This window comes from Zymomonas mobilis, assembly GCF_006715975.1.
Lineage (GTDB): Bacteria > Pseudomonadota > Alphaproteobacteria > Sphingomonadales > Sphingomonadaceae > Zymomonas > Zymomonas mobilis_B.
Map to the genome: position 1 here is coordinate 1 of NZ_VFOF01000002.1, position 14825 is coordinate 14825.

General features: G+C 47.7%; 14 protein-coding genes and 1 pseudogene. 8 read left to right on the forward strand and 7 right to left on the reverse strand.

Annotated elements, in window-relative coordinates; all coding sequences use genetic code 11:
* Window positions 1-383: 383 nt before the first annotated feature.
* Complete coding sequence (locus tag FBY58_RS08705) at window positions 384-662, reverse strand: type II toxin-antitoxin system RelB/DinJ family antitoxin (RefSeq protein WP_141920670.1); 279 nt, start codon at window positions 660-662, stop codon at window positions 384-386.
* Window positions 663-1230: 568 nt separating this feature from the next.
* Between FBY58_RS08705 and FBY58_RS08710 the strand changes: the two genes are divergently transcribed.
* Both FBY58_RS08710 and FBY58_RS09645 read left to right on the forward strand, forming a co-directional pair.
* Window positions 1231-1995 carry a restriction endonuclease gene (locus tag FBY58_RS08710; protein WP_141920671.1) on the forward strand — a complete coding sequence of 255 codons (765 nt, stop codon included), beginning with the start codon at window positions 1231-1233 and terminating at the stop codon, window positions 1993-1995.
* Window positions 1914-2294 carry a tyrosine-type recombinase/integrase gene (locus tag FBY58_RS09645; protein ID WP_141920672.1) on the forward strand — a complete coding sequence of 127 codons (381 nt, stop codon included), beginning with the start codon at window positions 1914-1916 and terminating at the stop codon, window positions 2292-2294. The genes FBY58_RS08710 and FBY58_RS09645 overlap by 82 nt, the downstream gene beginning before the upstream one ends.
* A gap of 172 nt (window positions 2295-2466) precedes the next feature.
* On the opposite strand, the gene FBY58_RS09575 is transcribed toward FBY58_RS09645, so the two are convergent.
* The 4 genes from FBY58_RS09575 to FBY58_RS08735 all read right to left on the reverse strand — a co-directional run bounded on the left by FBY58_RS09575 (window position 2467) and on the right by FBY58_RS08735 (window position 5743).
* Window positions 2467-2883 carry a hypothetical protein gene (locus FBY58_RS09575; protein ID WP_141920673.1) on the reverse strand — a complete coding sequence of 139 codons (417 nt, stop codon included), beginning with the start codon at window positions 2881-2883 and terminating at the stop codon, window positions 2467-2469.
* Window positions 2884-3323: 440 nt separating this feature from the next.
* Window positions 3324-3518, reverse strand: coding sequence for a hypothetical protein (locus FBY58_RS08725; protein WP_141920674.1), 195 nt, complete (start codon window positions 3516-3518; stop codon window positions 3324-3326).
* A 382-nt stretch (window positions 3519-3900) separates the two neighbouring features.
* Window positions 3901-4791, reverse strand: a complete 891-nt coding sequence (locus tag FBY58_RS08730; protein ID WP_141920675.1) for a nucleotidyltransferase — start codon at window positions 4789-4791, stop codon at window positions 3901-3903.
* A gap of 4 nt (window positions 4792-4795) precedes the next feature.
* Window positions 4796-5743, reverse strand: a complete 948-nt coding sequence (locus FBY58_RS08735; RefSeq protein WP_141920676.1) for a patatin-like phospholipase family protein — start codon at window positions 5741-5743, stop codon at window positions 4796-4798.
* 498 nt (window positions 5744-6241) lie between these two features.
* Between FBY58_RS08735 and FBY58_RS08745 the strand changes: the two genes are divergently transcribed.
* From FBY58_RS08745 to FBY58_RS09350, 4 genes are all read left to right on the forward strand, one after another.
* Window positions 6242-7543: a hypothetical protein gene (locus FBY58_RS08745; RefSeq protein ID WP_221624823.1), complete on the forward strand. Its 1302-nt coding sequence runs from the start codon at window positions 6242-6244 to the stop codon at window positions 7541-7543.
* A 20-nt stretch (window positions 7544-7563) separates the two neighbouring features.
* Entirely contained in the window at window positions 7564-8118 is a 555-nt protein-coding gene (locus FBY58_RS09385; protein ID WP_311768059.1) for a DUF6538 domain-containing protein, read from the forward strand.
* Between the two features lie 78 nt (window positions 8119-8196).
* Window positions 8197-8928 carry a site-specific integrase gene (locus FBY58_RS09390; RefSeq protein WP_221624825.1) on the forward strand — a complete coding sequence of 244 codons (732 nt, stop codon included), beginning with the start codon at window positions 8197-8199 and terminating at the stop codon, window positions 8926-8928.
* Between the two features lie 13 nt (window positions 8929-8941).
* The gene (locus FBY58_RS09350; RefSeq protein WP_185738203.1) at window positions 8942-9085 is read left to right on the forward strand and encodes a hypothetical protein; all 144 of its coding nucleotides are present in this window, start codon (window positions 8942-8944) and stop codon (window positions 9083-9085) included.
* Between the two features lie 157 nt (window positions 9086-9242).
* On the opposite strand, the gene FBY58_RS08755 is transcribed toward FBY58_RS09350, so the two are convergent.
* Window positions 9243-11702: a hypothetical protein gene (locus tag FBY58_RS08755; protein ID WP_141920677.1), complete on the reverse strand. Its 2460-nt coding sequence runs from the start codon at window positions 11700-11702 to the stop codon at window positions 9243-9245.
* Window positions 11703-11943: 241 nt separating this feature from the next.
* Between FBY58_RS08755 and FBY58_RS08760 the strand changes: the two genes are divergently transcribed.
* Complete coding sequence (locus FBY58_RS08760) at window positions 11944-12309, forward strand: DUF6602 domain-containing protein (RefSeq protein WP_185738204.1); 366 nt, start codon at window positions 11944-11946, stop codon at window positions 12307-12309.
* A gap of 130 nt (window positions 12310-12439) precedes the next feature.
* The gene (locus FBY58_RS08765) at window positions 12440-13861 is read left to right on the forward strand and encodes a serine protease (protein WP_141920678.1); all 1422 of its coding nucleotides are present in this window, start codon (window positions 12440-12442) and stop codon (window positions 13859-13861) included.
* A 42-nt stretch (window positions 13862-13903) separates the two neighbouring features.
* Here FBY58_RS08765 and FBY58_RS08770 read toward each other — a convergent pair.
* A pseudogene (locus FBY58_RS08770) lies at window positions 13904-14627 on the reverse strand (IS5 family transposase).
* Window positions 14628-14825 lie beyond the last annotated feature (198 nt).

Consider the following 14825-nt stretch of genomic DNA (forward strand, 5'->3'; position numbering starts at 1 on the left):
CCTTTTGACTTAAAAACGTAATAACGTGCATACGTCAATCCTTTTTAACTTAAATACGTATTTAGCTATATAAGTTAATACGCATTTTTAGAAATAAGCCTTTATTCTAGGAGCTCTGAATGTGTTCCCGCCCGTACAAAGATAACCATTTCGGGCTGATGGCTGTTGTCTATTCTGTAAATAAGCAGGAAGTCACCCCCTATACGCGGCCATTTCACCCTTTAAAGGATGATCTAACCATTCAGCGGACAAGGATTCATCATTCTCAATCAGGAGCATCATGACTGACTTTAGACGATTAGCATCCTGACCGTGATAAGCGCTTCCAGTCCTTTAAGAAGCTTTTGGTATAATCGGAGGATCTCGGTAGAGAAGCACGTTTACTATTTGCTGTGCGCTTCAAGGCCATCGATCAACTCTTTGGAATTAGAAAAACGGCCTTGGTGGCTTTTGATAATTTCATCAGCTTCCGACATTGCCAGCCGTGTTTCTGCATTCGGAACACGTAACTCGAAGGGGAATTTTTGTTCTGCTACGACACGATGTAGAAATAAACGAACAGCTTCGGAAACTGATAAGCCCATGGAGGCCAGGGTAGTGCTTACCTGTTCTTTCAGGTCATCTGCGACCCGAATATGTATCATTGTTTTTGCTGTGGGCATGAGTGGACTCCTATCTTGCTCAAGCAAGTATCTCATTTGAGATACAAAAACAATAGGATCTAATGCACTATTATGTATTTTTGGATTACCCAATCTATTTTCTAAAATAGCTGGTTGCTGGGCTTTCATCCTTGATCTATGGTTAGCCTTACACAATCAAGGTTAATCCTTAGAAAAATAAAAAATAAGACAAGAAAAAATTAAGCGCAGACTAACTTCTCTGTTCTGTTCAACTTAGAATAATCAATCAAAATTGATAAAATTATGTGTGCAATCAAGACTGCAACTTTCTTATGTCTTCATAAAAGTAAACCATCATGAACAACAAGTCTGGCATCTGTCTTATAGCTGCACTGCGTGAGAAATATAGGTTCTGATGGTTATAGGCTGGCCTCGTGTCCCTCCTAGATATCGAGTGTAGCGTTTCTTAGTCGAATTAATATCGTATGTTAGAAAGCATAGGAGTTTTTTTCTGGCAAGGATATCCTACCATATTATAAAGCTCTAATTTTGCTGTAAGACATTACAGCAATATAATAAAATATCTTACTTCAGAAGGTTCCTTTGTATGTCTGCCCTTTCTACGCTTCTCGAGACACTTCGCCAAGCAGCAGTCACCGAGCGAGAAAAAGGCACATATTTTGAGGAACTAATTATCTGCTATCTGCGAACAGAACCCAGATATGTAGATCTGTATGACAAGGTCTGGACGTTTGGAGACTGGGCAAGAGAAGAAGGTCATTCAGCAAAAGATACAGGGATCGACCTTATTGCTAGGACACGCGGGACAGGCGAACTTCATGCTATACAATGCAAATTCTATGCCCCAGATCACAAGATAACTAAGAAAGATATCGATACTTTCTTCTCCGCATCGGGCAAAAGCTGGTTTTCCCATCGTATCATTGTTGCGACTACTAATCATTGGAACAGCAATGCTGAGGATACATTGGGTAATCAGTATCCTCCTGTCAGCAAGATTGATCTGCTAGATCTCGAAACCAGCATTATCGACTGGTCACAGTATCACCCCAAACAGACTGTTGCCCTGCGCGAAAAGAAAAAACCTCGCGACCATCAGAAAACAGCTATTAGGAGTGTATTGGCGGGCTTCAAGAAGCACGACCGTGGTCGTCTTATTATGGCCTGCGGAATGAGGATATTCAGGATGTTGATGGTATTCCCTGTTTCCTTATCCGCCCTCACATCGAAGACAAATGGACACCGAAAACAGAAGCGGGCACCCGTAATGTGCCCATCCACAGCACTTTACTGGACTGGGGCATTCTGGACTTTCAGAAAGAAGGCGAGAAATTCCTGTTCTCGGAACTAAAAACACCCAAAAGCGGCCCGCGTGGTACGGATTTTGGCCGGAATTTCTCGAAATTCAAAACAACGATTGGACTTCCTGCCGCCATTACCTTCCACAGCTTCCGACACACAGTGTCCACCCGTCTGCGCAATCAGGCCGGAGACCTCAGAGAGCTCTGGATTGATGCTCTCCTCGGTCATGAATTCAGCCACAAGAGTCAGGGGACCATGACTTATCTCTCAGGTATTACCACCGAAAATCTTAGACAGACTGTAGAAGCTGTTAGGTATCCGTCTCTCTATTTAAAACGTAGTCTATGACGACTTTGAGAGGGAAAGCCGTGGCTTAGTCTGCACGCCACAGCTAACCGGTTATGACACCTGAGTGCTCGCTATCGCTGCTAGGATTTCAGCCGCCCAGCCGGACCCTTTCCGGACTGACCTGCTATCGCAGGAAGAATAGCGGCGGCCGGCGCGTCATCGAAGGTAATACTTACGAACGGGGCTTCGGCGTATCAGGCTGGTAGCCGAGGAAGTGATCGGTTCGCTCGGTTACGCAAGCGCGCAACCGCTCGTCTTGAGCCATCTGGCCAGTTTCCGAGAATGCTTCGTTAACTGACTGGCGCGTCGTCTGCTCTGTAGTTGCCCCTCTTGCGCCGAGAGTCTTCAGACGAACCGAAAGACCGGCTTCGATATTACGTCTTACAACGGTATTGGAATCAAGTAGGCACGCTTCGGAAGCCTTCTTGACCGAAAAATCTATTCGATGCTCCCAATCGCCTCCTCCACCGAATAAAGGCCTAAGTAGAAAGAAAAGGGTGGCCAGTAGCACCACAATACTGGCAGGAATCCAAAACAGCTTAGGCATTTTCCATTCACTCTTAACCACCTGTGTCGGACCATACTTCATGGTGGAATCCACTGGAACCGGGTCAGCCAACCGGGTCAGCACATAGTGCCCCGTAGAAAGCTGGTCTGTCCAATAATTACCAGATAGACTTACACCGTCGCCTCCTAGCCGGAGCACAGCAGCACCTTTGTAAGGAGTAGCCAGCTTCGGACCGGATGCTTTTGGCTCAACTTGGAAGATATAGTAGAACACAGCCGCTCCTGACGGCTCGCGCGCCCAGTGCGCGAGGAGCGTATGTGAATTCGAATGCGGCGCTTCGACCGCCATGTTGATCCCAGCCGCGCCCTCGATGACGCGGGCAGTTGCAACCAGTTCTCCGGCGCAGCCGTCCCGGCACCACTTCACGGTCATCGTCCAGCGGCCTGCAATCGATTGGAAGCCACCTTGGCTCTCGGAAACCATGTCACTTCGAGCACGACAACTCCGATCATCGCTCTTAGTCACAGGTTTGGTTCCATCTCGGCACCCGACTGGAAAATCGCAACGCCGTAAGTCGATGTCGCGACACCTGTAGCAAGCACACCCGGAACTGCGGAGCCGAATAGGGCAGCAGCGTATCGAGCCCCCCCTCCACGTGAATCTCCAAGAACAGCACCTTGAATGATTGGGGCCGCAAGATACTGCGACAGCGCCACAACATGCAAGTCAGGCGAGAGGATGTGAAAACCGTCATGGTAAAGACTGTCGGAGCGAGATACCGCGGCCAACATCTCCAGCGCCGAACCGTCGATGCTCCGTGTCAGTGCATAATCGGTCCGCAATGAAGCTATAGGAAGGATGCCGGAATCGGACGCGACTATAACCCCTACTCCGGCGAAGTCGGCACCTCCAAGCTCAAGAACTCCCACAAGAAGGGCGCGCAGTCGCGCGATTAGCATGCCTCCACAATCCAACCCTCTACAGCTTTACCTTCTCGATTCATGCGCTAGTCAAGACAACAACTATCGGTCGAGAAATATGCGCGAAAACAACTTAATTAGCACCTAGGTATTCTACACGGCGCACTCCGAGGAGGCCTCACCATTCCTGCCAAAATTTCCGAGCGGCGTCAAGATAGGTTTGAAGTTGATCGGCCCGCCAGGTGACGAGGGAGGTCGGGTGACAGAGATAATAAAGCTCGTTTGCACAAACAAGCTCCGTACGATCGCAGTTGATGATCCAGCTAAGCGCGTTGGCAACGGTGCTGTTGTAGCTGGTGCCGAACTTGTCATCGGGAACGTTATAGAGCATTCCTTCCAAAAAATAGGAAGGCGCCACCCCAGACTTGATATACCCTTTGTCAATCATGCTATTACGCATGTTTTTCAGGATGCGAACAACTGGCTTGAACCACTGGTTAGTATTTTGGTGCTTCGTCGTAACGTTCGCTGAGTGCTGCTTGGGAAAGTTGATGATTCGGGTACCGTCCGGCGTCCAGAAGCATATGCCGGTATGGAAGTTTTGATCAGAAAGGCTGTTAAACCGCGTATACCGACGCAGCTCCACGCATGGCAACACATCGCAGTCGCGTCGATCACCCGATCCTGGGATGAAAACAGCCTTCTTGCCGGGCGTCACTCCAGACCCAAAACGGTTGGTAAGGTGCTGAACCACCTCCTGCTTAAACTGGTCGAAGGTATAGGATGCAGGACTTCTTGCAGCGTTGTAGGCCGTCTTCTCGGCCTCGTTTAGGTAATTCAAGTCGGTGTAGAAGATCGAGTCCAGCATCATCACGACATCAACATCGCTGTCGGCGTATATGTTAGTATCGTTGCCGTATGAACCTTGCAGGAAGATATCGAATGAACGTGAGCTGTAGGGGGCACCGCTCTCTTGAAGTACGTTGCGCACTGTCCCATAGGTTGTCTTTGATTGCGTGATCGATCCCTGCTTTGCCCAGGTGTCGAGCTGCACTTCCGGTATACTCATGTCATCAGTCCATCAAAAGTGTGCGGAGTTGGTCTTCCACATCGGCAAATGACTCAACGCCCCGTTGGCGAAGACCGTTGAGCTTGTTCAGATCGTACTCGAACAGATCAGTTGCCATTTCCGGCTTCGTATATTCATTAGAAATACGAACCGTAGGCACCTGACGGTAAAGAATGGTTCGAAGCTGATCCATAGAGTTCGTATTAATCTCAAGCGTCTTCTGAAGAAGCTGGACGCTGGGCAAGTATTTGGCCCAATACATCTTGCTCCAGAACGCGGGCTTGGGTTCGGGGTAGACGCCTACGCCGATGCTCACGACGCGCAAGCACTCCAAAGGCAGTTTCAGTGCTTGGGTCGCGTCAGCGATGGCGTAGAGCGTGGGGTTGTTTGCACAGTAACCACCATCCACCAGTTCGATTCTGTCCCCCGCAGCGGTTTCAACAAACTTGCGGTCGAAGAATGGGAACGCCGAGCAGGACGCCTGCACCGCCTCTCTAATGGGGACGCCGAACCCGGGAACGTACGTGCCGATTCTTCCGTGCGCTTGAGCCACACTTCCTTTGAAGATCATCGGGCGCTCAATTACCCATTTGGTCGCAACGATACCCACTCCCGTCTTAACGTCGGTGAACATGGCATCGCGAAACACCGTCTCCGCCAGTTCGGCAAGCGCCTTCGATTTCTTTGACGGTGATTTGCACTGCATAATACGAGGAACATGCTCTTTGTAGAGCTCGTGGATTTCATCCACTGAATAGCCGAGCGCGATCAACGCAGCGATGATGGCCCCGGTACTGGTACCAAATACCAAGTCAAAACCCTCGTGGAGGGGCTTTCCTAACATCGCTTCGATTTCTCGAAGCACACCCAACGTATAGAAGCCTTTTGCTCCGCCACCGTCGAGAGTGAGGATACGATACTTTGTGGGTTTCTCTTTCACGCCTTCGCTCATAATCCTGTCCGTCGATTGCGTTCCTAGGCTACCTTAGCACGACCTCGACCGGACGGAAGATGGGCTGCCCAAAAACGATACGATGCTATCTCGGCAGCCGCAGTTCATAGAGAAATCTGAAGGTATTGTAAATACGGCTAGACGCTGCCGCCAGTCACATAGAGGAACCGATTCACCCGAAGTCTCCTCCATTTAAATCGTTAAGATTTTTTTTGTTCCTTGCATAGAAATAAAAACAGGAAATCGCGTGTTCTGATGGGTTACCTTTAAGAGGAGCCAGCAGTGTCACATGGCTACCCGTTCCGGGTGCATGTGACAGCTGGCAAGGGGGAGAAATTTCCCCCGTTGCCCCCCTCTTAAGCAAGGAGAAACCATCATGCCTATACCTCAGAGGCACGACGCATCACAGAACGACAAGGGCTTGACCTCCCTGCACTGAAAAAGCTGGTCACTTCACTCTGGTCCCAATCAGACGGGTTAAAGGCTTTACGGGCCGCCTTGAAAAACCACTCTCTGACGCGGCGTGAAGGAGATCGAAAAGAGACACGACCGGGTGCTCATATTATCGGAACCAGTGATGGTGTTATGGTGGGAAGTTTTACCCGTCTGGCAAAAGTCAAAGCAGCAGACTTTCGAAAACTGCTTTCGGAAGAACAGCGCCAAATGAAACCCAAACAAGAAATCAATATCAAGAGCACCCGTCTGCCAATACGTCGGACAACCGCAGACTTTTATGACGAATACGCCATCCCCCAACCTTCTGACACTCAGCGAGTGCTCCGAAAAACGCCCGTTATAAAGCTCCTGAAAATTCCTACATGGCGAGAAGAACTCTGGCTCAAACGAATAGCTGACGTTGATAGTCTAACGACACAACCACTCCCTTCCTCCTCTTCTGTGCAGATCATAAGCGCAGAGGAGGCCCGTTTTCGGAATGAGATCAGAAAAGCCATCGCACAACAGAACACTATTCTTGACCAGCAGGCACCTGAAGATCGAAGCAAGACGCTAGCGACATGGCGCAGACAGCTTACACCCTACCAGAAGCAACTCAGAAAAAGCTTTGACCATTATATCGTCGCAAAACGGGAATGGCAGAAAGCTGAAAACGGTCACTGGCAGCGTCTCACTGGGAAAGCCAGAAAACTTGAGAAAAGGGCTGACGCGCTTTTCTATGAATTTCTGGAAGTCTTGCGCTTTGTGGTGCAAGCCCTGCTCCATATTGTCGGGCTTCGCTCGGAACCAGCACCGCCTATTCGCACCGTCCTGAGTGAGAAGAGCAAACCAGCACTGGAACGCTTCAAAAAAGCGTATGACGCTGAATTCTCAGCCATGGCCGACCCACAGAAACTTGAAACATGGCTTGACCAACGGTTTGACTGTATCGTGCAAGCGCGTCAGAAACGCATTACGGATTGGAACAAAGCCCACACAGATGAGAAAAATGCTGCTCAGCATGGAATCAAACGACTTTCTGCTTTGCTCAACACGAAAAATCATAAAGTGAAACATCACGCCCGTTTCTTTCCCGCAGTCCCGCACCCTTCCCCGCATCAAACCCGCAGACCCGACACAGCATCGCAGACAGACCCTCACCGTTTTAAACGCTTTGGAAAGTCTCTTGACGAGAACTCACTTCTTCTCCAAAGTATTTCTCGTAAATCGTCACCAAGAAGGACGTCTTTTAGCGTTTTCCTTGATGAAATCATGAAGGTTTCGAATGCAACTCACCCCGTTCTCCGGGTTCGAGTCCCTCAGTTCGCACCACAGACACCTGAAATAGCACGATTTTTCAGCTGAATGAGGGGCAAAGACTGTTTTTGCTCCATCATTCTTCCCCACTGAGGGAAGATTTTATACTCCGTGTCCGAGGCACCACTTACCACTTTCGTCGTATCGTTCCGCCTGCCCTGCGAACAGCCCTAAACCGGCAGGAAATCTGGATTTCTATGAAAACGGGCTATCAAAATGAGGCCCGCAAACGGACGTCCCTCCTTCATGCCAGAACCACTGAATTATTCTCTCAGGCCCATTTGGCCCTCTCTGAACCAGACGCTTTAAGCAAGCTTGAGGGACTGCGGGTTGCACTGCGGGATTTGCAGAGCGTGAACCTGTCTTCATCTGCTCAGGAAACGGGGGCCGTGCCAGTGTCAGCACTGATGCAAAAACCCCGAACAGTGAAGAAACCAGATAAAGCACCCAAAACTGCTCCCCTAATGCTATCGGGTGCCCTGAAACGCTTTTTGCTGGATAATCCCCATGCCAGCACCGACACCAAGAAAGCCACACAACGGGCGTTACAAGCTTTCGGAGATGCGCCTGTGCATTGGCTGGGACGTTCCGTGACCTCCTGTTTTCCCTTCCAGCATCACTAAGCCTGACCCTTCAGGAAGAGGCACAGAGAGCCAGAGAAGAAGGTCTGCCAACATTAAGGCAAGATCGTTAAAAACCATATGATGCGTCTCTCCGACCTCTGGAACCAGTTACACCAAAGGGAGTTGGTCACACGCAACCCATGGACGGGCTGGAATTTCGAGAACGGACAGAAGACCGTCAGAAGAAGCTGGACAGCAAAGGAGCTGGCTTTGCTGGCCTCTGCGTCATGGCATAGCACGTCAGTGCCAGAACAGACCTTCAGGCTGGTCACCCTGATAGCAGCCTACTCAGGCATGAGGTTGGGCGAAATCTGCACCCTGCGCACAGAAGACATCCAGAGCGTTGGCGGTATCCCCTGCTTTCTTATCCGACCCCATAGCGAAACCGGCTGGGCACCCAAGACGGAAGCAGGCACTCGTACGGTGCCAGTCCATTCAAAGCTGATTGAAGCCGGCATTCTGACTCTTAAGGATACTACAGACGGCCCATACCTCGTCCCCGGCTTGGAGACTTCAAAACAGGGTGTAAGGGGCGCAGCATTGGGGCGGGCTTTCTCATTGCTTAAAACCCGGATTGGCCTACCAGCAGAAATCACATTTCACTCGTTCCGGCATACTGTTTCCACACAACTAAGAAACGCAGATGCCAACATCAGGGAGGTATGGATTGACCGCCTGCTGGGTCATGAAGCCACCCATAAAAGTCAGGGCACCACAACCTATCTCACCAGCATCTCAACAGCCAATTTGCTGCAAACCATAGAGGCAATAAGCTACCCGGAAACAGTCTTCAAAAAGGGAACGATTTAAAAGGGAGCCAGCCGTGCAAACCATCGCGACACAACGTGTCCGCTGGTTTGCAAACTGGTCAGGGGAGAGCATTGCTCTCTCCCGTGAACCCCCTCTTGATGTCAGAATTTGGGGAGAGTGGAATGTCGGCTCTTGGACAAAATGGGTAGTGACCTGACGTTCATATGAGTGAACGTCGCAACGGCTTCAGTCCAACTTGAGTATTCGTACCCTGATTTTGTTGTTACGAAACTTGTTATTTTTGCAGCTGGTTTCACCGAGAGTGATTGTCGGATTTACCATAGTTACCGTTACGAACAGAGACTCTCGATTTCTCACCGGCCAACTCTCCTAGCTAATGCTCGTCTGGCGCGATCAAAACTATCCTCCCCCTCATGGCAAGATTCAAGCCAGTTAAAGTATTCTGGAGATATTGAACTAGTTTCCCAAACTTCTGTTAAGTAGTCGCGAACTATTGTTGCACGGTCTAAGCGATGTTCGAGCGTGAGTGACTGTATGTTGCCAGCTAATTCTCTGAAAATTTCCTCGTCGAAGAAAGGCATATCAACTGCCATAGCGTCTAGGTAGGAGAATGTTGTTGACCAGACGCGTAAATGGTAGACGCCGATGGTATTGATCCGCCAAAGGTCGGGAAGCGCTCCGTAAAGTCCGGCCTCGTCTTCGTCAAAGGTCACGCGTCGGTTGGATTCTACCAAACGCATGTTGTTGGCTAGCCTGACAGCTGCTTCGATCGACGATGCGCGGAAGCCCCAAACCTGCATCTCGCATGCAAGATCCGTATAAGTCACGAAACCTTCGGCAGTTCGATGCTTCCCAGCTGCATTTAGGTAGGCAAGAACCATGGAAATTAGAAAGTGTTCCCTCTGATCGGGGCCAAAAACCGAATACATGTTGGCCGCGTGTGATCTGGTTGGATCGTAGTAGCGATGGTCGCCTTGAATTGCGACTTTCCACCAGTCATGCACCGGCAAGATGAATTCGCCCCGCTCTTCAAGGCCACGAACCACAGCTTCGGTATCGATGTTGGGAGAGCCTATGGTGTTAGCAATTAGTTCGATGAGAAGGCGAATATTGCCCCCGGTGATATTTTCGAGGAACAAATTCACCGCGTCGTTAGCGTCTACTGTTTTAAGTATTACATGCAGAAATGCTGCGATATTACTGAGATTGAGGCGAATATGGGATAGCGACTCTAAATTCCGACGCCCTTCTGCAACATCAAGTGCGAATTGAATACGCTTACGGATCACGACATCGATTCTGGGTGGGGCAATGGTAAACACTCGGTGGGGATATGCCGAAAGCGCCCCTGACCGTCGTGACTGGTAGAATGTGCGAGGCCGCATAGAAACAAAGACGGTCGCCTTCCAATCGGACGCCATAGTTTGTGAGATGATAAAAGCTTCTGACTGGGTTTCGGAGTCCCGTTGGTCCGAGTTGTCGAGTGCAATGATAATTTGCTTTCGTCGCTCCTTTACTAAATATCCAATCGACGCCTTCGTGTGAGACGCGCGATCTTTCTGCTTCGACGTAAGAAGATCTAAGAGATGGCGCTGATAAGTAATGGGGTCGCTCTCCTTGAGCGATCCATAGAGGCTACGGTCGAAACGCCTAATATCCGCCTTGTAGACCGCTTTGACAAAGTCCGCTTCAAATAAATCAACACTATATTTATTTATGAGTGCATCCTCGATTTGGTCGAGAACCACGTCCTTTAAGTTATTTGACAGGGCACCTGTCCGCCCGAGATCTACGTAAACGTATAGAGCATGCTGGAATTCGTCGTACGCGCTGACGTACATGAGGTGCTTCAGAAACGACGATTTGCCAACGCCCACATCGCCAAGCAGAACGATGGGCCGGTTTGAAATCGCATCGGAGAGTATCTCTGGAGTCAGGAGAGGCTTTCCGGGCTTAGCAACAGCGGGCTCAATGCGCGGCGAAGCCTCGTCAGGTGGGAAGAGAGACGAATATCGCGCATTGAGCATTTGCTTGCTTAACAATGCGTGTTGAGAGAGAGCTCCGCTTTCGCAGTAACATTCTTTGAAGAACTGGCGTTCAATGTCATCGTGCAATTCTATATTAATCAGAAGCAAGTGTGCCATGTTTGCTAGCGACACTTGGAGAGTCGTCGGTTGGAGGAACTTTGGATAATCCGGTATTGAAGCTGAAAGCTTCTTTGGCGCAGCAGGTAACCCCCTGCGGTGAAGGAAGGCTTTTAGGGTGCCTAATCTGATCCCTTCGGGAGAGAGAAAATCCCATAATCGAGAGAGATTTTTCTCGAAATCAGCGAGGCTGCTTACTACTAGGCATTTTCCGAGTATTGGACCCGTGATTTCCGGTTCGCGGGCGCAGAATGCTATGAACTGGTGACCATTCGTAGCAACGGCAATCTCCGAACCGCGGTCGAGACAGTATCGGTTGGCCTGCATTATGGCGTCATGGGCCTCTTCAGAGGCGGCCGAAATTGATGCGATGTCATAAATGTTTCCTCGGCGTGTCCGAACTGGGATGACGAAGGGGATGCCTTCGCGCTTTGCCTCCCAGATCATCTGCACGGGGGTACCAAATTCGTAGTCTGTAAATGAACGTCCTTGCGCGGTTTCGAGCTTAAAGTCGCCGCGATCCCAGCCGAGTACTCCTTGAAGAAGATAGTCGATTAAATGGAACCGCGTTTCCGCCTCGTTTCGATCGTGAGCTTCAGTCTGCTCAGAGATAAGCTGCTGAAGTGCTCTGGCCCCATCTGCCAATTCAAGCGCAGTAATAACGTTCATGTTGCTCTCCGTAGATTGGCAAAGCGTAGAGTAATTTAAAATTTGGCGCTAGCAGTTCGTTGTTCCGCAGTTGTGTGGGTGCCTATCACTTATTGCCGCTAAACCCGCTTCGGTAAGTTTCCCTTAAACCGACAAGGCCGAATTCACGATGGTAGTCAATACCTTAGAGTAGGTGGTTAAGCGCTTGGCTCAAGCAGGTAGCATGACCTGCATGTAATTGAGCAGGGTATAGGACAAAAATATGGATGGCGATCGGATACGCGAGTATTGGTCTAATGAAGTCGATGCACTGGTAAAGGTTTATAAGCAATTTGAAACGTTAGTCCCTGCTTCAAAAGGCGCCGGCTCCCAGCACAAGGGCGAAGATGGCCGATACGTCGAAGATCTTGTACGAGAATATCTAACTCGTTTCCTGCCCAAAGATCTTGAAGTTCTCACTGGTTTCATATTGAGACCCGCAGTGAAGACTGGTCTCAAGGGCAAAGAGCGCAACTTCGAAAATGACCTGAGTTCAACTCAACTCGATATTATCATATATGATTCAGGTGATTTTCGACATATGATACAAAATGATAATTTTAAGGCTAAACAACGCCTAATATTCTAAGCAGAAAACTATGTCGTATTCAATTTATATACGACATCACTTCAATAGATATTTTACGAACAATTTAATTTTATACAAAAAAAGTATGATACTGTTTTAATTAAAAAGTAATTATCTTATAATATAATGTATGAATAATAATATTTCAAAAGTAAAAATTACAGCTTCTAATAATGCATTGAATAATATGAAGCTTTCCTGGCGCACAGCCGAGTACAGTGCAATAGATGGCATTGGATCCATGGGATCATTATATGAGGCTGGAGATTCGCTAGTTGCATTAGGATATTTTGAGGAAGACAAGCTCATCCTTCTTGGGAGTGGAGTCATGGTAGCGCCTGGAATGTTTTTGACAGCGACCCATGTACTTGATGAATTCTCGGATAAAGGGTATTTCCCCGTTTGTCTTACCTTTCTTAAAGGCGCTACCCGTGCTTGGTTTATCTACGATGTAGAAACATTTTCATGTCCCAGTATTTTTCATGCCGATCGTCAAATTAAAACAGATATATCGCTAGTAAGTTGTACATTAAATTCAGAAGCTCATGAAGACCAACCACTAATGCTTACTCCGATACAGGTTGCACTGCCTTTAATTGGAGAACGTCTTTGGGCAATGGGTTTTCGCTATCAAGGTAGCAATGAAAAAGCAGCTTTAATAACGCCGTTTATATCGTCAGGTTTAGTTATGTCCGTTTTTCCGAACGGACGTGGAGAACGACTGATATCCCCATGCTTTGAAGTTGATATGGTAACACTAGGGGGTATGAGTGGTGGCCCTGTAGTCAATGACAAAGGTTATCTTATTGGTATTATTTCATCATCTTTGGAAGGAGGACCGTCCTATATCACACTGATTTGGGATGCTATACGTATGACGGTTAAAAGTCCGGTCGAAAAAATGAAAATTAATGAAAAAATTAGCCTATTGGGTGCAAAAGCACAAGGTCTATCGAAGATCAAAGGTACAGTTAAAAAGGATCCTTTTAATAACTTCACATTAGGTTTTTCGGGTAAAGAAATGACCCTCTTAATCAAATCTCTAACGGAACAAGAACAAGAAAAAATAAAACCTATGGCACTAAATTCTGAACAGCTTGAAGAATTTCAAGAACAATGGGGTTACAATTTAGAAGAAATTTCTCTAAAAAAAGTTCTATGTTTTTTAAACAGTCTTCCATTGTCGACAATCTGTGAAACTCTTCAAGACTCAAATTTATCGAATGATCTTCTTTCGAAGATTGAAGAATTTTCAGTAGAAGATCTCGATGGCATCGAAGATTTTGCAATCACATTTACTGAAAAAATTAACGATGTATCTTTCAGGGTTTATTTCTATATAGAAATACCCAATCTAATATGGACGATTAAAACCAACATTGATTTTGAAAAAGTTACTAAAAAATCGCTAAGCGATTGGAATATTACGGATGGGGTGGCTAAAATGGAAATGATAGAGAAACGTTATTTTCAAGGATATACTGTATTTCATCATGACACAAAGACTTTTGCCGAAACCACTATTACTCATACTTCAATAAAAACTAAATAAGAATTTAATAGATGTGAGTTGTTAAAAATTAGATAGCCTCCCCTAGGATCTGTTGACAAAGGAAGGTAACCACAATTTCACGGCCGCGATATGAAGGAAGGCGAGGAAAGATTTTCTGGTTTTATCATAACGTGTGGCAATGCGCCTGAACTGCTTCAACTTATTGAACATCCGCTCAATACAATTACGATCTTTGTAGTGCTGGAGATTATAAGGAATATACTTTTTTCGATTGGAACGAGGCGGGATAACAGGAAGAATGCCTCGAAAAAGCAGTTTTTCGCGTAGCTTATCGCTATCATATCCTTTATCAGCGCCAGAATAATCAGAGACTTCACCACCGGTAAGTTCAGAGGGCGGCCTTGACCATCGGAACGGGCGTGGATCTTGCTCGTAAAGCCTCCGCGGCTTCGACCAAAGCCTTCCTTATACGTCCCCCTTTTGCGCCAGCCGCTTGGCTGTGGGCACGAATAATCGTACTATCTATCATATGTTGCCAGTCATCTGTCAGGCCAAGGTCAACCAGGGTTTCAAGAAGAGCGTCCCAGACACCCTGTTCCGCCCACCTACGAAACCGAACATAGACCGAATTCCATTTCCCATAACGTTCATGCATGTCTCGCCACGGGCAGCCTGTTCGAAGCACATAAAGCATACCATTGAGAAATAACCGATTACTTTTGGCGGGACGCGCGCAGCGGCCTCGTTCGCTTGGAAGAAGACCCTCTATTATCTCCCACTCCGCGTCCGTAAGATCTCCTCGCATCCTATCTACCCTAAAAAACTTGTTCTCAAGTTATCTCTAAAAATCTTAAATTACACCCTTTGTCAACAGAACCTAAGGCTCTGAGCGATATCAGTATAATCAAAATATATTCTTTATAACTAATTGGGATGGTTCCAAAAATCCTGTTTTTATTTTCTGCGACCTCTCATCATTTAAGTTTTTAGCAGAATTACAAGA

Coding starts and splice junctions, on each gene's coding strand:
- FBY58_RS08735 (WP_141920676.1), bottom strand. CDS start 5,743: ATGAGCGAAGGCGTGAAAGAGAAACCCACAAAGTATCGTATCCTCACT.
- FBY58_RS09390 (WP_221624825.1), top strand. CDS start 8,197: ATGATGCGTCTCTCCGACCTCTGGAACCAGTTACACCAAAGGGAGTTG.
- FBY58_RS08760 (WP_185738204.1), top strand. CDS start 11,944: ATGGATGGCGATCGGATACGCGAGTATTGGTCTAATGAAGTCGATGCA.
- FBY58_RS08730 (WP_141920675.1), bottom strand. CDS start 4,791: ATGAGTATACCGGAAGTGCAGCTCGACACCTGGGCAAAGCAGGGATCG.
- FBY58_RS08765 (WP_141920678.1), top strand. CDS start 12,440: ATGAATAATAATATTTCAAAAGTAAAAATTACAGCTTCTAATAATGCA.
- FBY58_RS08755 (WP_141920677.1), bottom strand. CDS start 11,702: ATGAACGTTATTACTGCGCTTGAATTGGCAGATGGGGCCAGAGCACTT.
- FBY58_RS09575 (WP_141920673.1), bottom strand. CDS start 2,883: ATGAAGTATGGTCCGACACAGGTGGTTAAGAGTGAATGGAAAATGCCT.
- FBY58_RS08710 (WP_141920671.1), top strand. CDS start 1,231: ATGTCTGCCCTTTCTACGCTTCTCGAGACACTTCGCCAAGCAGCAGTC.
- FBY58_RS08705 (WP_141920670.1), bottom strand. CDS start 662: ATGCCCACAGCAAAAACAATGATACATATTCGGGTCGCAGATGACCTG.